This is a genomic window from Rossellomorea aquimaris (genome assembly GCF_008180865.1).
Classification (GTDB): domain Bacteria; phylum Bacillota; class Bacilli; order Bacillales; family Bacillaceae_B; genus Rossellomorea; species Rossellomorea yichunensis.
On record NZ_VTEX01000005.1, the window covers coordinates 240,234 to 264,621 of the forward strand.

Consider the following 24,388-nt stretch of genomic DNA (forward strand, 5'->3'; position numbering starts at 1 on the left):
TATTATTTTTATGGTACATCGGAAATGTGACGTGAGTATGACCCACTAAATCTAAATGTAGTTGTTTCATTGCGCAGGAAGATTCTACAATGACTGCTCAAAATCGTGTATCGAGGGTTTGACCCCAAAATCTTCAAATGATGAACTGCCACTAATTTTTTATCATCGGGATGTCTGGTCGAATGTCAATGTATGAAACAGTCCAGTAATCATTCTCATCGTAAATTCCTCAGGCGTTTTCGTATGTATCATCAAAAATCCCCTCCTCAAAAAAATTATTAATGCAATACCAGTTTTTCATTCTATCTGCATTATTATAAATTCCTGAGTTGTTCATCTTTTTGCATCAAATCCGATAGATAAATATCTATTTGGTTGCGAACCTGATTACAATTGATGCCACGTACCAAGGGTCTAACTCCATTATCCAAAAGAAAAAGCCCCTTCCGCACAAACACATGAAAGGGGCTTCCCACCTAGTTTATTCTTCTGATGCCTCTATATTCTCCTCCGTCACCAACTTCAACGGAACCGGAATCTTCTTGTCTACTTTCTTCCCTGACAACACATCAGCCCCAGCCTGAACGGCCAACTGACCGATCTTCTCAGGCTGCTGAGCCACAGTCGCAGACAGGTTACCATTCCGAATGCTAGTCATCGCATCCTCATTTCCGTCAAATCCAACGACTAATACATCACGACCAGAACTCTGGATCGCCTGCAGTGCTCCCAATGCCATTTCATCATTATGAGCGAACACCGCTTTGATATCTGGATTCCCCTGGATCAGGTTTTCCATCGTATTCAACCCCTGCGTACGGTCAAAGTTCGCAGTCTGCTTGGCTACGACATCCAGCTTTTCATCAGCGATGTTGTGGAACCCGGCTCCCCGCTCTCGTGTGGCCGATGCTCCAGGGACACCTTCAAGTTCTGCAACCTTTGCTCCTTCACCAAGCTGTTCGACCAGATATTCTCCGGCCATTTCGCCGCCTTTTTCGTTATCCGAGCTGACGAGTGTGGCAACGTCCCCTTTTTCTGCGGAGCGGTCAAGGGTGACAACAGGAATACCTAGACTGTTGGCAGACTGGACGACTGTGGAGATGGCCGCTGAGTCCGTCGGGTTGATGAGTAAGACGTTGACGCCCTGCTGGATGAGGTCTTCTACGTCATTGATTTGCTTGGCGGCATCGTTTTGGGCATCGACGACGACGACTTCCATCCCTTGTTTCTTCGCTTCGTCCTCTACCCCGTTTTTCATGGAGACGAAGAATGGATTATTTAGGGTTGAAACAGATAGTCCGATCTTGATGTCTTCAGGATTGGAGCTTGTATTTGGCTTTGCCCATTCCGGCGGCTGCAGGGAGCAGGCGCCGAGGAATAGGAGTGACAAACTGATTAGTAGTAACCATGCTTTTTTCATAGTATCCCTCCTACGCTGCTTTCTTTCGGTCGATGAGAACCGCGATGATGATGACGACACCCTTTACGACCATTTGGAAGAAGGATGACACGCCGAGCAGGTTCAGACCGTTGTTTAACGTTCCGATGATGAGTGCACCGATCAATGTTCCGACGATCAGTCCGCGTCCGCCTGACAGGCTTGTCCCGCCTAGGACGACGGCGGCGATGGCATCGAGTTCATAGGATGTACCCGCTGTCGGCTGTGCTGAATTCAGGCGTGACGTTAGGATTGCTCCTGCGAGTGCTGCCAGTAAGCCGGCCAGGGAGTAGATCATCACTTTAATGCGTGGTACTTTGATACCTGAGATCAGGGCTGCTTTTTCATTTCCGCCGATGGCATATGTTTTGCGGCCGAACGGGGTTTTGTGCAGGATCACCCACAGGATCGCGAACGTCAGGATCATCGTGACGGCCGGTACTGGGATTCCAAGGAAGTATCCTCTTCCAAACAGTTGGAAGGCATAGCTGTCGCCAAGTCCCGTGATTGGATTTCCGTCAGTATACACAAGCGTCAACCCACGGAACATCGTCATCGTTGCAAGTGTTGCGATGAATGGCGCCATTTTACCTTTTGTGATCAATAGTCCGTTGACCATTCCCATCAGAGCACCGAGGATACAGCCGATCAGGATCGCAAGGATCGGGTCGATTCCCGATACCATCATCCCTGCCATCAGGGCACTGGATAAGGCGAGGATCGATCCGACGGATAAGTCAATTCCCCCGGTCAAAATGACGAAGGTCATCCCGTAGGCAATCAGGGCGTTGATCGCGACCTGTCGTAATAGATTCAATAAGTTCAAGGGTTCTAGAAAACTAGGATTGATGATAGATACGGTCGCAATCAGCATAAACAGTCCGAGTAGTGGACCGAGCTTTTGCATCAGATTGCCGACGTGATTCGTTTTGAGTGCGTTATTCATGTGCGTGGCCTCCTGTCGCCAATGTCATGATTTTTTCCTGTGTTGCTTCCTCCTTTGATAGCTCTCCTGCGATGGTCCCTTCATGGACGACGAGGATGCGGTCGCTCATCCCGAGTACTTCTGGCAGCTCGGATGAGACCATTACGATCGCGACTCCTCGGTCAGTGAGCTCGTTCATCAGTTGATAGATTTCCCGTTTTGCCCCGACATCGACTCCTCGGGTCGGTTCGTCAAGGATGAGCACCTTCGGACCGATTCCGATCCATTTGGCGATGACCACTTTCTGCTGGTTCCCGCCGGACAGGTTTCGTGCGTGAGTCCGGGCTGATTCGGTTTTGATCGTCAGCCGTTTGATGAGCATTTCGACAAAGTCCTGTTCGCTTTTATCATTGATCAAGCCTTTCTTAGTGAAGCTGTAGAGGCTTGGAAGGGCGATATTGTCCTTCAGGGAAAAGTCGAGGACGAGTCCTTCATCCTTCCGATCCTCGGTGATGAATCCAAGACCGAGCTTCACCGCTTGATCGGGTGTTTTAATGGTGACCGGTTTCCCGTTCACGAGGATCTCGCCATCATATCGTCCGTCGAGTCCGAAGATGGTTCGCATGATTTCCGTTCGGCCTGCCCCCATCAATCCTGATACGCCGACAATTTCTCCTGAGCGGACTTCGAAGCTGACACCTTCAAACAGTCCCTTTTTGGTCAGGTTCCGTACTTCAAGCATCGTTTCGCCTGGATTTGGATCTCGTGCCGGGAAGCGGTCCGTCAATTCACGTCCGACCATTTTCTTCACGACTTCATCGAAGTTCGTCTCAGGGATCGGCGTCGTATCCACCGTGCGTCCGTCCCGCATGACCGTGATGGTGTCACAAATCGTGAAGATTTCTTCCATCCGGTGGGAGATGTACACAATCGACACGCCGGCTTTTTTTAACGAACGGATGACGGTGAAGAGGGTCTCGATTTCCCGGTCCGTCAATGCTGCTGTCGGCTCGTCCATGATGATGACTTTTGCATCCGTCATGAGAGCTTTAGCGATTTCAATCATCTGCTGCTGCCCGACTGAGCACTGTCCTGTTTCTTTTGTAAGAGGGATGGAAATGTTCAGCTTTTCAAACTGCTCATTCGCAACCGCTTTCATTTTTCTCATATTGATGAGACCAAATTGTGTAACCGGTTCCTTATTGATGAAAAGATTCTCAAGGACAGTCAACTCAGGCCAGACGTTCATCTCCTGATGGATAAAGGCAATGCCGAATTCCTCTGCCTGCTTCGGATCATCGAACGTCCTGTCCTTCCCGTCGATGGTGATTGTTCCCTGATCCTTCTTGTGAAGACCAGTCAGTATGTTCATCAGGGTCGACTTTCCTGCACCGTTTTCTCCCATCAGGGCATGGACCTCCCCGTGCTGGATCTCGATGTCCACTCCTTCAAGAACTTTGTTCGAACCAAATGCTTTATGGATATTCTTCATGCTGATCTGCATGCTACTCACCCCTTTGTTTTAAAAAATGACTCCCGCGTGAAGGATACAATTCGCATACGGTGTGACTTCCCCCGTGCGGATGACGGCCTTCGCCTTATGGGTTTCTTTCTTGAACTCTTCATGGGATACATAATGGGTCCCGTCAAACCATGAGGTCATCTGTTTATGAACCCCTGCATTCGTTTCTACTTCTTCTGCCAGCGTGACGGTTTCGACAACCATTTCTTCCATTAATAGCTCGACCACGTCAAGGAAGGACGGCTCTCCCGGTTTCAATGCCAGATCGATTTTTACAACGTCTGACGGAATTGGGAGACCGGCATCGGCCACGACAATCGTATCCGTGTGGCCGAGATCGGCTAATATTTTCGCAATGTGACTGTTCAAGATGCCATGTCGTTTCATTCTGCCAGCTTCCTTTCCACTTCGTCTCTTGTTGGCATTCCGCCCTGTGCCCCGAATCCGGTTACTGAAAGGGATGCAGCACGATTCGCAAATCGGAGGCTTTCTTCCATTGACTGTCCTTCAGCCACGGCCGTACCGAATGCGGCGTTGAAGGTATCACCGGCCCCTGTCGTATCGACGACTTCTACTTTGAAGGAAGGAACGAGAATTTCTTTTGTTCCGTTATGGTAGCGGACTCCCGCTGCTCCTTCGGTGATGATAACTTTGTCAGGATATTGTTTCAGCGCTTCTGACGGCTTCATTCCGTTGAAGAGCACATCTGCTTCATGTTCATTTGGTGTCAGATAGCTGGCACCATCGATGATTTTTTGTGAAATCTTACGTGCTGGAGCTGGGTTAAGTAGCAGTGGAACTTCAATCTCGTTACACAGGTCTGCCACATACTCGACCGTTTCCTCCGGGATTTCCTGCTGGATCATGATGAGATCGCATGTTTTGAGGAAATCGGCTGTTTTCTCTACGTACTCTGGTGTCACAAGATCATTGGCCCCTTTGACGACGACGATGCTGTTGTCTCTTTCAGCAAGGATGATATGGGCCGTTCCTGATTTCGCATGTGTAACCGGTTCCACATAGTTCGTATGAACACCGTTGCTCTTAAAGTTTTCCAAAATCTCTTGGCCGTACGGATCGTCCCCGACACATCCAATCATGTAGACGTCAGCCCCAAGCCTTGCTGCTGCAACGGCCTGGTTGGCTCCTTTTCCGCCGGGTACCGTATCAAAGCTGTCGCCCAGTACAGTTTCCCCTGCACCGGGGCGTTTCGCTGATATCACTACCAGATCCATGGATGAACTGCCGATTACGGCAATTTTCGCTTTTTTCATCTTCCTTCATCCCTTTCGAGTTGTGTTTCGTTGTATGAGTTCAACCGGAAGCTGAACAGTTGTATCGATGTCTTTTTCTTTTTTTATCAGTTTAATCAGAAGTGCCGCGGCCTGCCTGCCCATTTCGTATGCCGGCTGCCTGATCGTGGAGAGCGCCGGATAGGAAAGACTGCTCTGCGGGATGTCATCATAGCCGATGATCTGTACGTCTTCGGGTATCTTCTTCCCAAGCCTCAATGCCTCATGGAGAATGGCGATCCCGACGATATCATTGCTCGCGATGACCCCATCCGTATCAGGATAGGTGGCGAATAGTTCCTCTGCCCAGCCCTTTGCGTCTTCAAAGGAGAAAGACGTCGTGGACATCACCGTGAAATCGACGTCTGCCCCGCTTAAGTACTCCACCGCTCCACGGAATCGGTCCTGTGCCGGCTTGACGTGTGCCGGCCCCTTCATGACGGTGATCCGCTTCGCCCCTTTTTCAACTAAGGTCTTTGCCGCCAGGCGTCCCCCTTTACGGCCGTCCGCATAAACAGCCGGATAGTTGTCCGTGGTCCGGTCAAGGAGGACGAGTGGGAGATTCAATTCGCTATACAGCTGGTCATGCTCCACATGATTGGTCGCGGAAATCATGCCAACGACATTGTTCTGAACGAAGGTCTGGATATAATCCAGCTCCTTCTGGATGTTCTCGTCGCTGTTTCCAAGAAGTAGCCTGAACCCAGCCTCACTCACTTCATCCTCGACCCCTCTCGCCAGCTGCGGGAAGTATGGGTTCGTTATATCCGGAAGGAGCAGTCCGATCAACCTCGACTCCCGTTTGAAGAGGGAACGGGCCACCTCATTTGGACTATAATTCAGCTTGGAGATTGCCTCCATCACTTTTTTCCTCGTCTCGGCTCCTACATAGCCGTTATCATTGAGCACCCGCGAGACCGTCGCCACCGACACCCCCGCTTCACTCGCCACATCCTTGATTGTTACCACGTACGTCACTTCCTGTTCGTTTTGGTTGTTTTATGTAACCGGTTACACATAAAGTAACACATGTTTGTAATCGTTTGCAACACTTTGATAGGAAAACTCATTAAATTAGCATTCTTGTTGACCTAGTCTCTCAGTCATGTTTTTGACAAGGCTTCCTAAAATACTTATTTTATAGAACAAAGGAGACTCCATTAAAAGAAAAGTTTCATCTATAATCACTATCTTTCTATTAACTTCAAATTTATTTAAATAAATCTCTTTAAATATTCGCCAAATATTTTTTTCATAACTATGGGGGTGTTTTCTACATAAATATTCATTTGTTCAGTGTTCGATTCGAATTGATCAGAGTTACTTTCTTCTGTTGGAAAATCAGATATTCCTTTTATAATAATGCACTCAACATCATTCTTCTTACAGATATAAGCAATTGCACCCGCTTCTGTATCGGCTATTGTTATTTCGTTTTCTTTAAGTTCTAAATAGTCCTTCCACATAACCACTGCTTTATCAGCGGTGCCAATTATTCCGGTATAAAAATCATTTCCATAGTTTGATAGATCAATATCGACTATGAAGGATTGTTTAATAAAAGGCTCAATTTCTTTTACTGTGCAATCATATTGAACGGCTTTATCAGGTACAAAAATATCTAAATTACTGAACGTATCATCTATTCCTGCACATGTTCCAGCAACGATTACTTTCGTTAAATTAAATTTAGAAATCATATACTGATTACCACCAACACCATTTACTTTTCTTACACCGGTACTATAAAAAACAAGCTCAGTATCATTCATTGTTCTCATGAAATACTCGCCATAAGGATAACCGAAACGTTCGTTTTCTTTTATGCCAAAATATTCCAATGTCGCTTCAAATTCCCACTTCGTTGCTATACTTATTCCTATCATTGACATATCCCCTACTTTTTGCAATTAAAGAACTTTATTATCCATTAACACCGACTTCTTGCAAATCCATCATTATATAGGTTTTTAAAGCTAACCCGCACTATAATCGAATATCCATTATTTACAATTGTATCATACCAACACTATTACGAAGAATAGGGTCCAATGTCATTCTCCTTTCTTTGGTCTCTACGATACAATCTCTCATTTATTCAATATCCTTCTAGTATTTTTGTTTAACATTGGAACATTCTCCATTAAGCGCCGCATATCTTTCACACAAAAAAAGACAGCCCTAATTTGACTGTCTTTTCATCCTTATTTACTTGAACCGAACTCTTTCCATATTCCCTCTAAAAGCTGCTTATCCGTCAGCAGTTCATACCCCGTCAGCGCAAGTGCCTTTGCCCCGATCACAAGGGCACGGTCACCCTCGGTGGATTTAGCCGCTTCCCTGAATTCGTTCGTGTGGACGACGAGAGATTCGGGGCCTATTTTGATGTAGGGGTGGATGGTGGGGACCACACGGCTTACGTTTCCGGCATCGGAGGAGCCGAGTCCCTTTCGTTCCGTATCGTCGAAGTATTCCCCTAGTGACTCGATGGAGCGCTGGAATACTTTATCGAAATGGCGGTTGAGCTGAAAGTGATCGACTTCATTTTGGATTTTGATGACATTCAGTTTCGTCCCCGTGACAAGTGCCGATCCCTCAGCTATCGCTTTCACTTTCTTCGTGACTACATTGCATGCTTCCCTGGTTGCAGCGCGTATATAGAAGCGGGCTTTTGCATAGTCAGGGACGATGTTCGGCGCGTCCCCGCCGTGGGTGATGATTCCGTGGATCCGTACATCATCGGTCACGTGCTGACGAAGGGCGTTAATGCCGTTGAACAGCTGGATCACACCGTCGAGGGCATTGATGCCGTCTTCAGGGGAAGCTGCCGCATGGGCAGACCTTCCTTTAAATTCGAAATCAAGGGGGTCCACTGCAAGGGTTTTCCCTGTCTGCGTTGTCCTGTTGAACGGATGAACCATCATGCATGCATCCACTCCTTCGAACAAGCCTGCCTTTACAAAACTGCCCTTCGCACTTCCGTTCGGACCTCCTTCCTCGGCAGGAGTCCCGAACACCACCACTTCCCCTCCTGTTTCATCGAGTACGGACGACAGGGCGATGGCCGCCCCGCAGCTTGCCGTCCCGATGATATTGTGACCGCAGGCGTGACCGAGTCCAGGCAGTGCGTCATATTCCGCCAGGTAGCCGATGACCGGCCCTTCTTTCCCTGAATGTTTGCGTGCCACAAAGGAAGTCTCATGACCCGCCACTCCCCTTTCAATGGAGAACCCATTGGCTGCAAGGAGGGTGGTCAAGGTCTCTGAAGCAAAGAACTCTTCGTTTCCGATTTCAGGTTTGTCGTGGATCTGATGGCTGGTCAACACGAGTTTCACAGCCAGTTGGTCCACTGCCGAGACGATGTTGTTTTTACGATCGGCAATCGCTGCTGGTTGACTCATCTCTTTTCCCTCCTAATGCAATTCACTGACCGGCACGAATGTCGGGATCAGGGAATCTTTGTATGTTTTCTTGATATGTTCCGCTACGTCATCTTCCTGATAGAGCTCCACAATCTTTTTATAGGTTTTATTGTCTTTCTCTTTTTCCTGGGCTGCGATGATATTGATGAACGGCTTGGATTCCGCTCCTTCGATATAGATGCTGTCATCAACCGGTACGAACCCTGCTTCAACAGCCACACCATTATTGATGATCGATGCCGCAACATCCGGCAGTACCCTCGGTGTCTGGGCAGCGACGACCGGTGTGAATTCAAGGTTTTTCGGGTTTTCTTTTATGGCTTCGAGACCCTGCGACTGATCAAATCCTTCTTTCAGTTGTATCAAACCTGCTTCCTCCAGTAGGAGAAGGGCACGGCCAAGGTTCGTCGCCTCTTGAGGAACGGCTACTTTACTGCCTTTCGGTAAGTCTTCTACCGATTTATATGTTTCCGAATAGATTCCCATCGGCGCGATGATCGTCGAGCCGATCGGTACAAGGTCCAGATTATGTTCTTCAACGAAAGAATCAAAATACGAAATCGTCTGGAAGGCGTTCAGGTCGATATCCCCATCGGCCAGGGCCTGGTTCGGTCTCACGTAATCGGCAAACTCCACAATCTCGATTTCAATCCCTTCCTTCGCAGCTTTCTCCTTCATATACTCCCAAATCGGCACCCCAGATCCATTCACTCCGACTTTAACGACTTCTTTTTCACCTGAGCCGGCTGCGCTGTCTCCCGAGCAGCCGCTCAATATAAGGGTGATTAATAGAATGGCGATACTCGCCAGGCTGATTGATTTTTTCATATTCCTCTCTCCTAACGTCTCCTGATGATTTTTGATAAGGTATTCCCTGCTGTCTGCAGTCCCTGCACCATCACGATTAAAATGATGACGGTCACGATCATGACGGATGTTTCAAATCGCTGATAACCGTAAGCGATGGCCAGATCCCCGAGGCCCCCGCCTCCGACTGCCCCGGCCATGGCCGATGCACCGACAAGGCCGATGGTCGCGATCGTGATATTCAGGACCAGTGTACTCAATGCTTCCGGAATGAGGATCCCGAAGATGATCTGCCACGGCCCTGCCCCCATGGACTCCGCCGCTTCAATGACACCCGGTTCCACTTCAAGGAGCGAGCTTTCTACCAGTCTTGCAATATACGGTGCTGCAAATACGACAAGCGGTACTACGGCTGCCGCCGTTCCAATCGATGTGCCCACTACCAATCTTGTAAAGGGGATGATTGCCACCATCAAGATGATGAACGGGATCGAACGGAACACGTTGATGATGCTGCTCAATATGGAAAAGACGATTTTATTTTCAAGTAAGTGCCCCTTCCTCGTCACCACGACGATGATGCCGAGGGGAAGCCCGATCAACGTTGCAAACAGGAGGGAGAATGACACCATCGCCACGGTATCCCACGTCGCTTCTATAATTCTTGGCCAGAATAATTCCCAGTTAACTTGCACGCTTCTCCACCTCGCTTACGAATAATCTGTTCTTCCAATAATCCAGGATCTCTTCCGTTTCTTTCTTGCTGCCAATGATCTGTACGATGAGATTCCCGAACGGCTTACCCTGGAGTTCCGTGATCTGGCCGAATAACACATTGATGTGGGCATCGAATTTCTTTGCCGTTTCGGAAAGGATCGGCGTGCCCGTCGAATCCCCCTTGAAAATGAGGCGGCAGATTCGCCCTTCTTTGCTGTCATTCAATTTGTCGAGAACCGATGCCGGCAGCTGATCATTCATGACACTCTTCACAAAATTTTTCGTCGTCCGGGTCTGCGGGTTGGAGAAGATATCGAAGACGCTTCCCTCTTCAACGATTTCTCCATTTTCCATGACAGCGACCTTATCACAGATTTCCCGGATGACCCCCATTTCGTGGGTGATCATCACAATCGTAATGCCATACTCCGCGTTGATTCTCTTTAATAAGTTCAGAATCGAATCCGTCGTCTGAGGATCAAGTGCGGATGTTGCTTCATCGCAGAGCAGAATCGAAGGCGATGTCGCCAGGGCTCTTGCTATCCCCACCCTTTGCTTCTGCCCTCCTGACAGTTGATCCGGATAGTGCTTCGCTTTATCTTCAAGTCCGACAAACGCGAGCAGCTCCTTTACTCTCTCGCTGATTTTTTCTTTTGGCCATTTTGCAAGTTTCAGAGGATAGGCGATATTCCCTGCCACCGTCCGGGATTGAAATAGATTGAAATGCTGAAAAATCATCCCGATGCGGTGCCGCTCTTTCCTCAGATCGATTGCCGACTGATCTTTCAGGCTGCGCCCCTCTATGAAAATATCACCCGATGATGGTTTCTCTAAAAAATTGAGACAGCGGACAAGCGTGCTTTTTCCCGCTCCGCTGAATCCGATCACACCATAAATCTCTCCCCTCTTCACATCGAAGGAAACATTCTTCAAAGCGGTGAATGGGCCATCCTTCGTCTCGAATACTTTCGTAACATTCTGAACTCTGATCATACAGGACTTGCTCCTTTCGCTATGTATTCTTCTTGAAGGCTGTGTTTGAAGGACATGGCTGAAAATAAAAAGTGCCCCCCTTCATAAGAAGAGAGGCACAAATATGTATATGTCCACTCTTCTCATCTTTCAAGTCATATGACTTGATGGAATTGGCACGGTATTCATAAGAACCCGTTGCCGAGGTATCGCAGGGCCAGTCCCTCCACCTCTCTGGATAAGAAGATATTGCTTTATTAAGTTAAAGTTATGATGCGTTTAAGCATTAGGGTTATGGTAAAGGATTTCAATTGGTTTGTCAATCCTGTTTTTGAATTAATTGTATTACGGAGGACTAATCAAATGGGGCACTTTAACCAGTTTTCAACTAGTTGTTGAACTTTTTTACCTTTTTACTGGGATGTATATTGATGATTGACACAAAAGACCATATAAACGTTGTCCGGCTCTCCATTAATGTCCCTTTTTATTGAAGATGGATATAACTTTATTCATTCAGTTTTATGAGGGCATAGTATGTATCGTGTAAGAACTCATTATTTTCATCATTAAGTAACTAACTTTCACCGTCTTTTTCGAAGTGGAGTCCACCCATGGTTTGTTTCCAGACCTTTATATTCCACTCATATTCCTCCTTTTCACACGAATTACATAGGCTAAAACAACCATATAAAAAATTTCACCCTACTCGTCGCAAGATATTAATGTTGAAAAAATTAAAGGTTTTCCCCTAAATAATCTTCATTTTTCTTATTTTAGTTTCAGGCATAATACCATTCTATTCTATTGATTCTACATAGCCTAAACGTTCATTAGCTGCAGGAAAATGTAAGAAAAAATACTTGTTTTAAAGCACTTAAAAAGTTTTTGACGCTTCTCTCAACCAGTCTTGTAAATTACATTTTCACACAAAATGTTACAAATTCTGATAATATGTAGGTAAAAGGAGGTGTGAAATATACAAGAGTTTACTTTGGGAAGTCGAATTAAATTCGAGAGAAAAAAGCAAGAGATCCCTCAATCCGCTCTGGCCTATGGGGTATGTTCAATATCTTATCTTAGTAAAATTGAAAACGATAAGATAAATCCGAATCCTGAAATCGTTTCTCTTATTTGCGATAAGCTAAATATACAGAACATCCAATCAGATGATCCTAGAAAGCTAATTCCAAGATTTAGAGATGATATCGAGAGGTTATATACTGCAATAAAATATTCTGGAGAAGAAGAAGTCGTATCCTTATTCAACAGGATTGAGAAAGATTATGAATCACTTACTCTCCCTTCATTCTATCTTGTGAAGAAACTATTTTCATTAAGAATCGACTTGCTAAGGGGTCTAGTTGAAAGGTCTGAACAAACCTATTCAGAAATCCTGAATTTAACTGAATATCTCGACCCATTTTCATTTGATTTTTATCATAGGTTCTGTGGATTATATAACTACATGCTCGGAGACCTAAAACTTTCTCTCCATCACTACAAAGAAGCAGAACTATCATTGGAGAGACAGGACATCGAAGAGGTATATTACCAGATGGGCCTGGTATATACTAAACTTGAAAATATATCTTTATCGACCTATTACACAACCATGGCTCTCTCTCGATATGAGAATATATTGAATTACAGATTATGTAAAAATTGCAATCTTCTCCTGGCAGTAAACTATCGCAAAATGGGGGAAAACGATAAAGCTTTAGCTATGTACCAGGCCATCTTAAATGGATTAGACAATAATTCAGATGAAAAATTAAAAGCCAAAGTATTTCACAATATGGGTCTCATACATAACCAAATGGAGAAGTATATAGAAGCGGTAAAATATTATAAGAAATCTATTTCTTATAAAGGGGAGAGCGGGGACCCAAGTAATACCTTGTACCTTTTAGCTAAAACCCATTTACATCTGGATGAATACAGAGAGGCTCAGGAAATCGCTTTAGAAGGTCGTAGATATTCTTCTAATAAAGAAAACACCGAATATCTTATCAAATTTCAAGTTCTTCAATTTTTCATAGAAAAAACTGAGAAGTCCGCCGCTTTTGAGGAATACATGCAATCAACCGCTTTACCACACTTTAAAGCAAAAAAAGATCGGGCAACCGTAGTTGAGTTCACTCAATTATTAGCTGATTATTACGAAAACAACCACAAGTACAAAAGTGCTTACCTATTACTTAAAAACCTATCAAAGGAGAAATGAAAATGAAACTCAAATTAAAGTCTTTATTTATTACTACACTCTTATTACTAGTCGGCACTACTGTTGCAACATCCACATTTGCTGACGATGAACTACCAGATCCTCGAGTGGGCGATATTAATACAATGACGGTCAACACATCTTCTTCAAAGTAATCTATCGTCATAAATATTAAGCAACCTCCCCTAAGCCATATTAATGAGGAGGTTGCTTTTGTTCAATTCAGCCTTTATATGGAATCAAATAATTAAACCCCTTTGATTATTAGTGGTAAGAAGTTCGTTCGAGAGCGAAAAAAAGCCTATTTGCAGTTGATTTTTCGATGCCCAATAAACATTGTTTTGAGCTGTAAGCCCTAATACAATTAAAGTGCTTATTCCCCTGAGTTACTATCATTATCTTTTTTTGTTATATACAATTGCAGTAATTACATTAAGTCCTATAGTTACTATAGCTAGTAGGGATGAAAGACGGACCACACCTTTAGAAGTGTCCATAAGCGCTGACCAATCCTCTATTCTGACTAAGTAATCATTGTATAAAATTTGAAAAATCAGGGCTACTACACAGGCACTAATACTTACTATAGAAAATATAACCCAAGTATTGTTATTTTCTTTATTGCGCTTTGCCAGACTTGCAATAGGCAATATCCATGCAATCAAACCTAACAAAAGACTACCGATATTTAAGAAACCATACATTGTCATGTCTCCTTTCTAAATTTTAATTTTCTTCAATTATTTTCTTAAGTTTGATAAAGCCCGATAAATACTTCGTTGAGTAAAGAGTTAGCATTAATCCTCCAAGCGATACCAGCGATACAATGAAAATGATTCCTAATGGGAAAAATCTATAATGAAACATATTTAATGCTAATACACACGAAACTAAAACGGAAATGACCGATAGCGGGATAAGTTGAACTAACTTACGTTTGATAATCTTTCTGCACATAGCGATTTTCGTTTCTCGATCACTGAATATTTTCTCTTCGCTACACTGTAGAGCAGGTTTTGAAAAATAAAAGCTACCGTCTTTTTCAGTGATGAAGTCCCATCCAAAATCAGCAAATAATTGTACATATTCACTTTTACGCTGTTCTTTAGGATTAAAGTCAATCTGATAGGTAACAGCTTCTTTATTGCATTCTTCAAAAAAGTATCTCTTACCTTTTATATCAGTCAATCTCCATCCTGCATCGTGTTGGGATGATAAATATTCTTGCTCCTCCTCAAAATCTGAAATATAGAAATTCTTTCTGATTGATTTCTTCTTAAGCATAATAATATCCCCCTATGCTCTAGTGTTTTTGTATAATCTCTCAATACGCATGATTTCTATGTCTAAGATTTCACGTCCTAAATCAGTGATTTTATAAAACTTTCGCTTGCTCTCTGTTTTCACAAAAACAATTAGTCCATCTTTTTCCATTTTGGACAAACTAGTATAAACCGTCCCTGCACCTAAAGCTATTTCACCATCTGTAAGATCTTTCACATATTTCATGATACTATAACCATGCATTTCATTTTGCAAAGCAAACAGAATATAAAAGCTAGTTTCTGTCATTGGCATATAAAATCTACGTATTCTTTTGTCCAATTAAACACCACCTTTTTATATCGTAGTATGATATAAAAATTATATCGTACTACGATATAATTGTCAAAACCTCATTTGCGACAAAAGCTTGCTGCAAGCACTCCCACCCCAAGGTAGTAACGGACACGTTTTTTTGCTATTACTGAAGCAGGGGAACAGCAAAAAAGTACCCACCCTAAGTTGATGTGGCGCTAATAGATTGAGTGGTCGGTATTACCAAAAAAGTGCTCCTATAAATAGGAACACTTTTCTTATAGCTTTGTATAAGCCATCTACCGGGCTACCTTTCTTAAGTGAAAAAGTTGTTTTTACCAAAAACGTATTTATTACATTTAATTACTCTGGATTGCAACGTGATGTAAACATTTTCGTTCCAGAAACAATCGGTCTACCCACCTCTAAATCCCAGCTTCCTGCTACTGCACCAAAAACATCATAATCCCAGTGGCATTTATATTGGTTCCATAGGCTTCCGTTGTCGTTGCGGATACCATAATAATTTCTTCCTAATTCATCCCAAGCAGCCTCCATTGTTGGTCCCCAAAGTCTGACGGACCACTTTGGTTCCATTGAATATGTCCAATAATCACCACGTTTATGATACCATACGTCATTAAAGTATTCGTCAAGATTTCCGCTAAGACTTGCGATTTGCACCATAGAGTTATCGCTAAGACTTGCATTTTTCACCATAGTGTTATCGCTTAAAAGACGCTTAACTACATCATTTTGCTCCTCTTCTGGAAAGGTTTCTAAATAAGCTTCCAGTCTCTCTCCAATTTCATCAATCCATTCACGGTTATCTTCTTCGTATTGAGTTCTTTCCTCAGAAGGTACAGCGTCAATTGTTGCGATTGCGTCCTTTAAGTACTCAAATTCATTCGTTTCAGTTGCTGCGGAAGCGGGAGTGAAATTGCCCAACACCATCAGTGTAGTTAATGCGATGAAAATCATTTTTTTAAATTTGTTTTTCATTATTGTTTCTCCTCTCATAAAAAATAATTTGTAGTTTTTCATTCAGTTTTTTAAGTTTCAATACTTTATTGCCCGTCGGTTCTTCAAAATGTTGCCTCTCTCAACCGACTCTCGCATTTAGTGGGTAAAGGGGGTTATTTCTTTTATTATGGATTACACAAAGCAGCAATTGTCTTAATTAAACCTACATCTGGTCGCCCTTGTTCAATATCCCAATCTGATTCAATGAACGCTTCAAAATGGCACCAATATTGATCTTCCAAACTATTTGTATCAATGTTTGAATAATAGTTTGTCAGTTCAGTCCATCCAGCACTAGCATAAGATCTCAACAATCTAGTAGATGTTTTTGGCCACATACTATAAGTCCACATACCATTTCTTTTGTGAAAATAATGATCGTTGAAATATTTGGAAGAGACAGCCATTGTACTAAATTGATTATCTCCATCACGTAAATTTAACAATTCAGCTTCTTTTTCATCTTCAGGAACACTAGCCATATGAGCATCAAGTCTGTCGTTTACGTCAGCAATCCACTCTTTATTTTCTTCGTAAAAACTCTCTAGTTCATCAGGGCTTACACTTTCAATTTTTGCAATATCCTTTTCCAGTTTATCAATTTCCGTTTTCTCTTGTTTCAGTTGATCAACATTCATATTTCCTTTAGTGTTCTCAGCGGCGAAAGCAGCAGACGTACTTAGACTCATAATTGCTACAAAGAACAAAACAATTAACTTCTTCATCCAATTTCCCCTCTCTGTTTTTAGTTATGTACAGAATGTCGAATTTCTAAGTCCCTACATTTTTCTCACCCCTTTCAAATTCACCTAAGCGGTTTGATTGATAGCAGAATGGCTATTGTCATAAACGCAATCATTGCTAAGAGCGGTATTGTAATAAAACCCCACATGTTTATGTATTCCATATTGCAAGGAACCCCATAATTGCAAGACTCTACCTTTAATCCTGGAACCTTCTGATGGAGATAATGATAGAGTGATAGGAGACTCCCTATTATAGCTATAGGCAAAACATATCTTTTAACCGCAGAATCTTTAAAAAATGTACCTATACCCAGAATCACTATTAAAGGGTACATGAGAATACGTTGGTACCAACACAAATCACATGGGACAAACCCTCTAATTTCACTAAAATAGAGACTTCCAAGGGTCCCGGCTATGGATACTAACCATGCAAGGTAGAGCAACCAATTCGACGATGCTTTATCCTCTATTTCTTTCATGTCCCTTCTCCGTGCCCATTGATCGCTTTTTCAATCTCTTCATAGTCAAATGGGTTTTCTAAAAGTGTTCCATTAATCATTAGAGATGGTGTTGGAGATACTCCATGCTCTTTAATTAGCTTCTTATCCAACTCCAACTCTCTTGCGAATTCAGGCTTTTTCATATCTTCATTTAGATCCTCTATTGCAATGTCTGTGTGTTTTTTTATAAGTTCTTCTATTCCTTCTTGGTCTATTTCTCTTTCTTTTTTAATATGACGGAACAAGTTGTCATGAAACTTCCAATAGGAGCTGGGATCTCTCTTGTGTACTACCTCTGCAGCTAAAGAAGCTAGTTCCGAATCATCATGATAGAGCACATTTACGAAAGAAAATTTTGCTTTCCCTGATTTTATATAGTCTTCTTCAATCATTGGAAAGACCGTTTCATTCCACGTCTGACAAGCCGGGCAAATAAAATCTCCAAACTCTACTATCTGAACACTTACCTCCTCATCTCCAAGAGTAGGCTGGTCTTTAATTGAGTTTTCATTGAGTTCAACCTCTACCACATCTGTACTATCCTTATCTTCATTCGTGGTTGCTGTACTCGGTGTACTATTAAAATTAAAAATAACAATGCCACAAAGGACAATTAAAAATGTTGTAATGATAACTATGAATTTATACCCTTTAATAATTATTCCCCCTATATGAACAGAACCGAGTAGAGTTTATGTTCAATTGTTTATGATTTCCAGTATTTCTTATACATTAAAACTAACAAGTAGCATAAGGAATGTATATGTATTATTGTTGAGAAAATCGAAGGTGAATTTATAACAGAAAATTAAAAATGCCTAATGTTTTTTCAATATATATTTAGAGCAAAATGAATCACTATTATGTACAATATTAAGTCTATGGATATTTTTAATTAAGATAAGAAACACAAAAAAACTTGTAGAGGTAGTCCCCCTACAAGTTTCTAAATCTTAATTGCCTTTTACCGATGTATTAACTTCTTTACAGTAAATATTAGAATTAAAAGAACTAAGCCTACATTTACCCAACGCATATACAGCCAGAACCATCCACCAGAAGCCTGAATTACGTTTCCACCATAGTCATCTGCATACACACCCAGATTAAAGAATAGTTTCAAAGAAATTATTATAGAAAACAAACTTGCTATTAAAACCGTAATAAGAAACGATTTATTATTCATATTGCCCCTCACTCCTTCATTTTTAGTTCTAATCACGAAAAACAACAACGCAATACCCAATACAACTAGCGATAGCATTAGGTTAAAGAATACTAAGGAACCAATGAAAACACCAACTAGCAAAGACAACAATATAAGGTTGTTCATTCTTCGTTTAACACCGTTCAGTAGCTGCTGATCGGATTTATCGTCAATTGAACCTGTTGATTCGTCTGTTGGCAGAACCTTTTCAATACCCTCCAAGTAATCCTGACATTCTTTACATGACTCCACATGATCCTCAATAAATTGGTTTGTTTCTTCACTTGTAAGATCCTCTTTATACATCGGAAGTAAATCTTTAACTACACTACATTTCTTACTCAAGTTTCTACACCTCCATCAAGAATATTTGACAACTTACCCTTAGCCCTATAGAAGTTAACCCTTGCCCATAAATCAGTTTTATCAAAAATGTCACCGATTTCCTTAAAACTCAATTCATTATAAAAACGTAAAATCATGATTTCTTGTTGCGGTTGTTTCAGCTTTTTTATTGCATTCATTAAGCGGATAGATTCTTCTTTTTTTTCATATATTTCCTCAGGTGTTTGCTGGATAGCCAAACTCTCTTGGATAGTAGCGGGATCTATATTTCTATCGATCTTCTTATTCTTCCTCATATAAGTATAATATGTATTCTTGGCAATCTGGAATAACCAAGTAGACACTTTGCTTTTGCCTTTAAAACGATGTATTGACTTAAATGCTTGAAAAAATGTCTCTTGGGTCAACTCTTCAGCGAGATGTTTGTTTCCAACTAAATAAAATAAGTATTTATAAATCTGTTTTTCATGTTTATCGTATAATTGTTTAAATTCATCCAATAATGTACCTCCTTTCAGTGCTGTCATATGTTTAGTAACTTCAAAAAGAAAAACGTTACACATTTATGAAAATTATTAAAAACCCAAAGAATTTACAATTCCGTTTAAGGAGAGAATACCTTATCATACCCAAATTAGCATCAGGAATAGCAGTGTGAATAACACTGTATTTAACAGTAATAACCCAGGCCAATATGACTCTGGGTTTTTACGTTTTTATTAACTTCTTATTCTGTTAAAGTCCCCTTTAGTTGAAGATTGACTCTATGTATAAGCATCACTTACCTATAAACGCATAGACTTGAAAACTAGAATTAGTAATAAAACCTACTTTTTCGTAAATAAGTTTGCCAGCTTCAGTTGCGTGTAAAATACAATCTGAAGCACCTTGTTGGGAAGCGATTTGCAATATACTTTTTAGATAGTTCGTTGCCAGTCCCTTTCTCCGCATATTATGGGCAGTGGTTATACAATACAAACCTGCAATCCCATCATTCATAAACAAAGATCCTACCACTGCTGGTTTGTTATTAAAGTAACCTATATATAAGTGATAATGATCCTGGTCACTGTTCATAATTTGCTTATACCGATTATAAAGTGCACTTTTATAAGCAATTGGTTTTTGGTACCCTTCTACATAAACATCAATCCACTCTTTTAATTCAGTTTCAGAATTAACTCGTTTGATATCAAAACCTAAACGTTTTTCGTTTTTTGACTTAGTGCGATTTACACTTAAACCCATCCCAGTCCATTCTTGGTAAAGGTTAAAATTCTCCTCTAAGAAAGATTTATCTGTGTCTGAGAGTTTAGTAGAAGGACCTATAATCCACAATAGAGGTTCACCTTCGTTGTGTAGTAGCTTTTTCAATTCACTTTCTTCTATTTCAAGTTGATTTGCGTATAACACACGATTATAGGGGTTCGCTGAAACATGTTTAAAATAGTCAGAATCAATACTTTTACTCCCTTGAGTGCTTTTAAAAATCATCCAATGCTTAATTAAATGCTCTTCAGTAAATTTTGCTATGTATTCTTCTTGAGATTTAACAGTCATTTATATCCCTCCATATTGAAGAAGTTACCTGATACTCATAATTCCAACAAGCAAAGTTTGTTGCTTTGCCTGACGCATTCCATTATAGAAAAAGCATATCACCTCTAAGTTTGAAAATATAATGAACTTGATTGTTGAGTTCTTCAATTAAACTGCCCGTTAATTTAATACCAATTATTTCAAAATATTTTAAATTAAACAATCTCCTTATTCAAATAACTGTCCCTTTAACGGAATAATCATCAAATAAATAACACCGCCTCCGTCCATTCTCTAAGAAGCCGTGACATTTTATTCCGTTAACACCCCATCAAATCACCGGCCCCTCATACGGAGCTTTCGGTATCCGGTGAAAATTGTATGTCGCCAGTTCCGCTGTCCACATACTTGCCTTCGTAATCGCGGATACCCAACACTACATCCGAACGCCTTAAATGCCTCAGGTCATTGCGGAATACTTTCCGCCTTCATTCTTTGATCCAAATTCAAGATGTCCGAATTGATGAAATCGTGCGGAGAAGATTTCTGACACATACGGATTCGTATGAGGGATTGTTCAAGTCTTTGTACCCGATCAACTTGTTCCTCACTGAAGAAGGGACTTGCAATGAATACTCTCATGTTTCTGATGCCTTTTTAAATAGTAATGCTGAGTTAAGCGGAATTTTTCCGTGTATCTGTCAGCTCTGGTAAGTAAGCGCCACGGGGACAGGCACCACAGCTCCTATTCAAAGAGCCAATGGACCTGTCCCCGCGTCTGAAGGAATAGTAATGCCAAAGAATGCAGTTACTATTCCTCTTGGAAAATCACTTAAAAGAATTCAGTACAACCTTGGCCGCCTTTGCTATAAGTTCATTATGATAGGTGGCGTTCTCAGTATCACGGCTGGATAGAATCGTGATGATGATGGGATCTCTATTCGGCGGCCAGACGATAGCGATATCGTTTCGCGTTCCGTAGCCTCCCGCTCCGGTTTTATCGCCTGCCTCCCATCCTTTAGGTACAGACGCACGGATCAGTTCATCTCCAGTAGTATTCCCCTTCATCCAATCTGTCAGGATTGTACGCTTATCAATCGGGAGCACGTCGTCGACCGTGAAAGCCTTCAGGTTAATGGCTAGTGCTCTTGCTGTACTGGTATCACGGATGTCTCCTGGGATGGCACTGTTCAAATCCGTCTCAAAGCGATCAGCCTCGGTGACATGATCGCCGATTTGCCTCAGTGCATTTTCGAAGCCGTCAGGTCCGCCGATTTCCTCTAATAGAAGGTTCCCTGCGGTATTATCGCTGTACCGGATAGCCGCATCGCAAATTTCTCTAAGGGTCATCCCGGTATCCACGTGTTGCTCAGTAATTGGGGAATACGTGACGAGGTCATCTTTGGTGTAGGTGATGACCTCGTCAAGTTCTTCAATTGAGTTTTGCTGTAGTACTGCCCCTGCAGCCAAAGCCTTAAAGGTGGATGAGTACGCGAACCGTTCATCAGGTCGATAGACCACCGTGCGATTTGTACCGGTGTCAATAGCATAGACGCCGAGCCGGGCATCAAACTTTTTCTCGAGTTGCATGAACTTATGAGCAGTCCCATGACTTGTACCTTGTGATTGTTCTCCTTTTTCTTTTGCCTCCGTCTGCTTTAATCCGTTTCCAAAGAGGCTTAGACTGATAAGACTTAGAACGAATAGACCAACACACATCCGAATTATTAACATTCTGACACTTTTCAACATCATCAGTCCCCTCATAGTATATTGACAATAGTCTAATTAGACTCTATACTAGCTTAGTCTAATTAGACTATTGTGTAAAGGAATGAAACTGTAATGATAAAATCTTTTTTAATGGTAGGACAATCGAATATGGCCGGTCGTGGATTCTTGCATGAGGTAGAACCGATCTATAATGAAAAAATAAAGATGCTTCGGAACGGACAGTGGCAAATGATGACTGAGCCAATTAATTATGACCGTCCTGTGGCTGGTGTTAGTCTGGCAGCCTCTTTTGCCGACCTGTGTTCGAAAGCCAACCCGGATGATGAAATTGGATTGATTCCTTGTGCGGAAGGTGGCAGTTCTTTGAATGATTGGCACCCGCAAGATACTCTTTTTCAACATGCTTTGTCAGAAGGCCGCTTTGCTCTTGAAACCAGTGAAATTTGTGGCATCCTTTGGCATCAAGGTGAGAGTGACAGCCATCAATCTCTACATGAGACGTATTATGAAAAGTTATCTCTTATCATTGAAACGTTACGTAACGAATTAAACCTTCAAGATGTCCCACTAATCATTGGTGAGCTTGGTCATTTCTTAGGGAAAGAAGGTTTCGGAAAGTACTCATCAGAGTTTCAAAAAATCAACGAAGAATTACGTCGGTTTGCACATGAGCAGCCAAATTGTTATTTTGTATCGGCAGAAGGTCTAACTGCCAATCAGGATGGTATTCATTTGAATGCCGTTTCCCAACGCAAATTCGGTTTTCGCTACTTCGAGGCATTTTCGAAAAAGTGTCATATCTCAGGGCCTCTTGCAGATGAAAATCAATCACTAAAGACAAACCATACCTATTCAAAAAATGAACAAATCTATATTCACAGTATGAATTTGGCTCTGGGCAAAATCACATACTCTGAATTTGAAGCACAGATGGCGAAGGTAATGCACCCTTGATTCCCTTACTTATCCTTGGCTTACTTATTCAAAACCCCGGCGCTCATGGATACGAACTATTAAGTTTAATGGAAAAACGCCATTACAAATATATCGTAAACTATACAAAAGGATCATTTTATTACAATTTGCAACAACTTGAAGAGAAAGGGTTCATTGAAGAAACACATCAAGTACGTCCAAACAACAATCGTGATATTCATACCTTTAAGATCACGTCTTTAGGAAAAGAAGAATTTGATAAATTAATGGCCAAATACGGAACGAAATCCGAGTATGTAAACTTACCAGTATATGGGGCAATACTCTTTGCAGATGTATTCGATCAAAACAAATTAGTAGCATTAATCCAATCCCAAATTGATCAAACTGAAGCAAGAATTGCTCTCCTCGATGATTATTTAGCTACCATTGAGGAATTACCTGGTGAAATTGATTATTTTCGTCGCATGAACGAAAATTCCCGTTCTCACCATTTAGTGAACTTAAAATGGTTTAAAGAATTGAAGGCAGATATAGAAGAAAGTACTGATTAAATAAAACTAAAATCACCTGTCCAAAAATCGACAGGTGATCTTAATAACCAGCGGGAACCGAACCGTCCCTCTGCATTATTTTATTAAATAGGCGATTGCTTAATATGATCAGCATGACATTCGTTTTAGCCCTTAAAAAGTTGCTCATTCATTACCCTAATTGAATAGATGTTTTCTTCTAATAAGTTATTAATTATTTGTTTTAGTACATGCGGTTCTCGTAAATCCTCTTTTTCAAATGCTAAAAGGTCATTTGTTTTTATCCATCTGCTGTCTGTAATTACATCTTCTTCAAGATGTAAGATACCTCCAGTAACCTCACCAATAAAATGACTTGATTGTTCGTATTACTAATAAAATTATATCCCCCTGTCGTGCCAATCAGTTTTACATCTAAACCCGTTTCCTCTTTGGCTTCCCTCCTAGCTGAATAAAGAATATCCTCTCCATACTCTATATGCCCACTCGGAAAGTTCCACTTATGGATGGCATTGGGTTCATTTTCTTTTAACATTAAGACTTTATCATGATTAAAAATTGATATACTTGCCAGTATAACGGAATACTCAAATTTAAGATATTCAATATAAACTTACTGTGGATTCGTTAGTAAATCCGAGTATTTGGTATGAACCTTTGGGTACTTGATGACCTATCTCTGTCTTTGTAGCCGGTAAATCCTTAACCAACCACAAGAATCCATTTTGAAGTAAGTCTTTATGAATAGTCAATGGACTTTGAAGAGAAGTTGCCATATCTATGATTTCTCTAGGAACAATTTGCTTTTCGTTTATTTTTCCTTTATTCAAATGGAGATAACCCCAGTATGCTAACTCTCTGGTTGATAAATACATATTCATTTTGTCACCTTCAATGCTATCACTAGTCCTCCAATCTTCAT

27 protein-coding genes and 1 riboswitch are annotated in these 24,388 nt (G+C 41.7%); of the genes, 3 read left to right on the forward strand and 24 right to left on the reverse strand.

From position 1 onward, the window contains the following. Positions 1 to 481: 481 nt before the first annotated feature. From rbsB to FZC88_RS19130, 11 genes are all read right to left on the reverse strand, one after another. Complete coding sequence (rbsB, locus tag FZC88_RS19080; RefSeq protein ID WP_148996059.1) at positions 482 to 1,420, reverse strand: ribose ABC transporter substrate-binding protein RbsB; 939 nt, start codon at positions 1,418 to 1,420, stop codon at positions 482 to 484. 10 nt (positions 1,421 to 1,430) lie between these two features. Then, on the reverse strand, positions 1,431 to 2,384 hold the full coding sequence (gene rbsC, locus FZC88_RS19085) for a ribose ABC transporter permease RbsC (RefSeq protein ID WP_148996060.1): 954 nt from the start codon (positions 2,382 to 2,384) through the stop codon (positions 1,431 to 1,433). Continuing rightward, positions 2,377 to 3,867, reverse strand: a complete 1,491-nt coding sequence (locus FZC88_RS19090) for a sugar ABC transporter ATP-binding protein (RefSeq protein WP_148996061.1) — start codon at positions 3,865 to 3,867, stop codon at positions 2,377 to 2,379. Before FZC88_RS19090 ends, rbsC begins: the two co-directional genes overlap by 8 nt. 18 nt (positions 3,868 to 3,885) lie before the next feature. Next, positions 3,886 to 4,272, reverse strand: a complete 387-nt coding sequence (gene rbsD / locus FZC88_RS19095; RefSeq protein WP_148996062.1) for a D-ribose pyranase — start codon at positions 4,270 to 4,272, stop codon at positions 3,886 to 3,888. Next, positions 4,269 to 5,159 (reverse strand): ribokinase, encoded by an 891-nt coding sequence (gene rbsK / locus FZC88_RS19100; RefSeq protein WP_148996063.1) that lies wholly within the window; start codon positions 5,157 to 5,159, stop codon positions 4,269 to 4,271. The genes rbsD and rbsK overlap by 4 nt, the downstream gene beginning before the upstream one ends. Before the next feature lie 6 nt (positions 5,160 to 5,165). Continuing rightward, positions 5,166 to 6,146 carry a LacI family DNA-binding transcriptional regulator gene (locus tag FZC88_RS19105; protein WP_148996064.1) on the reverse strand — a complete coding sequence of 327 codons (981 nt, stop codon included), beginning with the start codon at positions 6,144 to 6,146 and terminating at the stop codon, positions 5,166 to 5,168. A gap of 245 nt (positions 6,147 to 6,391) precedes the next feature. Beyond that, positions 6,392 to 7,063 (reverse strand): 5'-methylthioadenosine/S-adenosylhomocysteine nucleosidase family protein, encoded by a 672-nt coding sequence (locus FZC88_RS19110; protein WP_148996065.1) that lies wholly within the window; start codon positions 7,061 to 7,063, stop codon positions 6,392 to 6,394. A gap of 318 nt (positions 7,064 to 7,381) precedes the next feature. Further along, positions 7,382 to 8,578 carry a M20 family metallopeptidase gene (locus FZC88_RS19115; RefSeq protein WP_148996066.1) on the reverse strand — a complete coding sequence of 399 codons (1,197 nt, stop codon included), beginning with the start codon at positions 8,576 to 8,578 and terminating at the stop codon, positions 7,382 to 7,384. Positions 8,579 to 8,590: 12 nt separating this feature from the next. Further along, positions 8,591 to 9,427, reverse strand: a complete 837-nt coding sequence (locus FZC88_RS19120; protein ID WP_148996067.1) for a MetQ/NlpA family ABC transporter substrate-binding protein — start codon at positions 9,425 to 9,427, stop codon at positions 8,591 to 8,593. 11 nt (positions 9,428 to 9,438) lie between these two features. Next, on the reverse strand, positions 9,439 to 10,101 hold the full coding sequence (locus FZC88_RS19125; protein ID WP_148996068.1) for a methionine ABC transporter permease: 663 nt from the start codon (positions 10,099 to 10,101) through the stop codon (positions 9,439 to 9,441). Further along, positions 10,091 to 11,116: a methionine ABC transporter ATP-binding protein gene (locus FZC88_RS19130; protein ID WP_148996069.1), complete on the reverse strand. Its 1,026-nt coding sequence runs from the start codon at positions 11,114 to 11,116 to the stop codon at positions 10,091 to 10,093. Before FZC88_RS19130 ends, FZC88_RS19125 begins: the two co-directional genes overlap by 11 nt. 119 nt (positions 11,117 to 11,235) lie before the next feature. Then, positions 11,236 to 11,340, reverse strand: a riboswitch (SAM riboswitch). 749 nt (positions 11,341 to 12,089) lie between these two features. On the opposite strand from FZC88_RS19130, the gene FZC88_RS19135 reads away from it, so the two are divergent. Then, the gene (locus FZC88_RS19135; protein WP_148996070.1) at positions 12,090 to 13,322 is read left to right on the forward strand and encodes a helix-turn-helix domain-containing protein; all 1,233 of its coding nucleotides are present in this window, start codon (positions 12,090 to 12,092) and stop codon (positions 13,320 to 13,322) included. A 395-nt stretch (positions 13,323 to 13,717) separates the two neighbouring features. On the opposite strand, the gene FZC88_RS19140 is transcribed toward FZC88_RS19135, so the two are convergent. The 11 genes from FZC88_RS19140 to bla all read right to left on the reverse strand — a co-directional run bounded on the left by FZC88_RS19140 (position 13,718) and on the right by bla (position 22,018). After that, positions 13,718 to 14,026 (reverse strand): hypothetical protein, encoded by a 309-nt coding sequence (locus tag FZC88_RS19140; protein ID WP_148996071.1) that lies wholly within the window; start codon positions 14,024 to 14,026, stop codon positions 13,718 to 13,720. A 22-nt stretch (positions 14,027 to 14,048) separates the two neighbouring features. Then, on the reverse strand, positions 14,049 to 14,606 hold the full coding sequence (locus FZC88_RS19145; protein ID WP_148996072.1) for a DUF2812 domain-containing protein: 558 nt from the start codon (positions 14,604 to 14,606) through the stop codon (positions 14,049 to 14,051). Positions 14,607 to 14,618: 12 nt separating this feature from the next. Next, complete coding sequence (locus tag FZC88_RS19150) at positions 14,619 to 14,927, reverse strand: PadR family transcriptional regulator (protein WP_148996073.1); 309 nt, start codon at positions 14,925 to 14,927, stop codon at positions 14,619 to 14,621. A 336-nt stretch (positions 14,928 to 15,263) separates the two neighbouring features. After that, entirely contained in the window at positions 15,264 to 15,902 is a 639-nt protein-coding gene (locus FZC88_RS19155; protein WP_187443696.1) for a DUF2599 domain-containing protein, read from the reverse strand. A gap of 146 nt (positions 15,903 to 16,048) precedes the next feature. After that, positions 16,049 to 16,648, reverse strand: a complete 600-nt coding sequence (locus FZC88_RS19160) for a DUF2599 domain-containing protein (RefSeq protein ID WP_148996075.1) — start codon at positions 16,646 to 16,648, stop codon at positions 16,049 to 16,051. 80 nt (positions 16,649 to 16,728) lie between these two features. Beyond that, the gene (locus FZC88_RS19165; RefSeq protein WP_148996076.1) at positions 16,729 to 17,151 is read right to left on the reverse strand and encodes a disulfide oxidoreductase; all 423 of its coding nucleotides are present in this window, start codon (positions 17,149 to 17,151) and stop codon (positions 16,729 to 16,731) included. After that, on the reverse strand, positions 17,148 to 17,702 hold the full coding sequence (locus FZC88_RS19170; RefSeq protein ID WP_187443697.1) for a DsbA family protein: 555 nt from the start codon (positions 17,700 to 17,702) through the stop codon (positions 17,148 to 17,150). Before FZC88_RS19170 ends, FZC88_RS19165 begins: the two co-directional genes overlap by 4 nt. Positions 17,703 to 18,136: 434 nt before the next feature. After that, positions 18,137 to 18,724, reverse strand: a complete 588-nt coding sequence (locus tag FZC88_RS19175; RefSeq protein WP_222928949.1) for a zf-HC2 domain-containing protein — start codon at positions 18,722 to 18,724, stop codon at positions 18,137 to 18,139. After that, the gene (locus FZC88_RS19180; RefSeq protein ID WP_187443698.1) at positions 18,721 to 19,224 is read right to left on the reverse strand and encodes an RNA polymerase sigma factor; all 504 of its coding nucleotides are present in this window, start codon (positions 19,222 to 19,224) and stop codon (positions 18,721 to 18,723) included. The genes FZC88_RS19175 and FZC88_RS19180 overlap by 4 nt, the downstream gene beginning before the upstream one ends. Before the next feature lie 277 nt (positions 19,225 to 19,501). Further along, positions 19,502 to 20,284, reverse strand: a complete 783-nt coding sequence (locus tag FZC88_RS19185; protein WP_148996079.1) for a GNAT family N-acetyltransferase — start codon at positions 20,282 to 20,284, stop codon at positions 19,502 to 19,504. An 807-nt stretch (positions 20,285 to 21,091) separates the two neighbouring features. Further along, positions 21,092 to 22,018, reverse strand: a complete 927-nt coding sequence (gene bla / locus FZC88_RS19195; protein ID WP_397541207.1) for a class A beta-lactamase — start codon at positions 22,016 to 22,018, stop codon at positions 21,092 to 21,094. A gap of 90 nt (positions 22,019 to 22,108) precedes the next feature. Here bla and FZC88_RS19200 point away from each other — a divergent pair, with 90 nt between their 5' ends. Further along, the gene (locus FZC88_RS19200; RefSeq protein WP_148996081.1) at positions 22,109 to 22,951 is read left to right on the forward strand and encodes a sialate O-acetylesterase; all 843 of its coding nucleotides are present in this window, start codon (positions 22,109 to 22,111) and stop codon (positions 22,949 to 22,951) included. After that, positions 22,948 to 23,487, forward strand: a complete 540-nt coding sequence (locus FZC88_RS19205; protein ID WP_148996082.1) for a PadR family transcriptional regulator — start codon at positions 22,948 to 22,950, stop codon at positions 23,485 to 23,487. The genes FZC88_RS19200 and FZC88_RS19205 overlap by 4 nt, the downstream gene beginning before the upstream one ends. A gap of 280 nt (positions 23,488 to 23,767) precedes the next feature. Here FZC88_RS19205 and FZC88_RS24595 read toward each other — a convergent pair whose 3' ends face one another. Both FZC88_RS24595 and FZC88_RS19215 read right to left on the reverse strand, forming a co-directional pair. Beyond that, positions 23,768 to 24,001 carry an NUDIX hydrolase gene (locus FZC88_RS24595; RefSeq protein ID WP_262371979.1) on the reverse strand — a complete coding sequence of 78 codons (234 nt, stop codon included), beginning with the start codon at positions 23,999 to 24,001 and terminating at the stop codon, positions 23,768 to 23,770. 67 nt (positions 24,002 to 24,068) lie between these two features. Continuing rightward, positions 24,069 to 24,347, reverse strand: coding sequence for a hypothetical protein (locus FZC88_RS19215; RefSeq protein WP_187443699.1), 279 nt, complete (start codon positions 24,345 to 24,347; stop codon positions 24,069 to 24,071). Positions 24,348 to 24,388 lie beyond the last annotated feature (41 nt).

Excerpts from the sequence above, each read along its gene's own strand:
- rbsK (WP_148996063.1), bottom strand. The coding sequence starts at position 5,159 with ATGAAAAAAGCGAAAATTGCCGTAATCGGCAGTTCATCCATGGATCTG.
- FZC88_RS19160 (WP_148996075.1), bottom strand. The coding sequence starts at position 16,648 with ATGAAGAAGTTAATTGTTTTGTTCTTTGTAGCAATTATGAGTCTAAGT.
- rbsB (WP_148996059.1), bottom strand. The coding sequence starts at position 1,420 with ATGAAAAAAGCATGGTTACTACTAATCAGTTTGTCACTCCTATTCCTC.
- bla (WP_397541207.1), bottom strand. The coding sequence starts at position 22,018 with ATGATGTTGAAAAGTGTCAGAATGTTAATAATTCGGATGTGTGTTGGT.
- FZC88_RS24595 (WP_262371979.1), bottom strand. The coding sequence starts at position 24,001 with ATGTTAAAAGAAAATGAACCCAATGCCATCCATAAGTGGAACTTTCCG.
- FZC88_RS19215 (WP_187443699.1), bottom strand. The coding sequence starts at position 24,347 with ATGAATATGTATTTATCAACCAGAGAGTTAGCATACTGGGGTTATCTC.
- FZC88_RS19110 (WP_148996065.1), bottom strand. The coding sequence starts at position 7,063 with ATGATAGGAATAAGTATAGCAACGAAGTGGGAATTTGAAGCGACATTG.
- FZC88_RS19115 (WP_148996066.1), bottom strand. The coding sequence starts at position 8,578 with ATGAGTCAACCAGCAGCGATTGCCGATCGTAAAAACAACATCGTCTCG.
- FZC88_RS19130 (WP_148996069.1), bottom strand. The coding sequence starts at position 11,116 with ATGATCAGAGTTCAGAATGTTACGAAAGTATTCGAGACGAAGGATGGC.
- FZC88_RS19165 (WP_148996076.1), bottom strand. The coding sequence starts at position 17,151 with ATGAAAGAAATAGAGGATAAAGCATCGTCGAATTGGTTGCTCTACCTT.
- FZC88_RS19120 (WP_148996067.1), bottom strand. The coding sequence starts at position 9,427 with ATGAAAAAATCAATCAGCCTGGCGAGTATCGCCATTCTATTAATCACC.
- FZC88_RS19090 (WP_148996061.1), bottom strand. The coding sequence starts at position 3,867 with ATGCAGATCAGCATGAAGAATATCCATAAAGCATTTGGTTCGAACAAA.
- FZC88_RS19140 (WP_148996071.1), bottom strand. The coding sequence starts at position 14,026 with ATGTATGGTTTCTTAAATATCGGTAGTCTTTTGTTAGGTTTGATTGCA.
- FZC88_RS19145 (WP_148996072.1), bottom strand. The coding sequence starts at position 14,606 with ATGCTTAAGAAGAAATCAATCAGAAAGAATTTCTATATTTCAGATTTT.
- FZC88_RS19185 (WP_148996079.1), bottom strand. The coding sequence starts at position 20,284 with ATGACTGTTAAATCTCAAGAAGAATACATAGCAAAATTTACTGAAGAG.
- rbsD (WP_148996062.1), bottom strand. The coding sequence starts at position 4,272 with ATGAAACGACATGGCATCTTGAACAGTCACATTGCGAAAATATTAGCC.
- FZC88_RS19155 (WP_187443696.1), bottom strand. The coding sequence starts at position 15,902 with ATGAAAAACAAATTTAAAAAAATGATTTTCATCGCATTAACTACACTG.
- FZC88_RS19200 (WP_148996081.1), top strand. The coding sequence starts at position 22,109 with ATGATAAAATCTTTTTTAATGGTAGGACAATCGAATATGGCCGGTCGT.
- rbsC (WP_148996060.1), bottom strand. The coding sequence starts at position 2,384 with ATGAATAACGCACTCAAAACGAATCACGTCGGCAATCTGATGCAAAAG.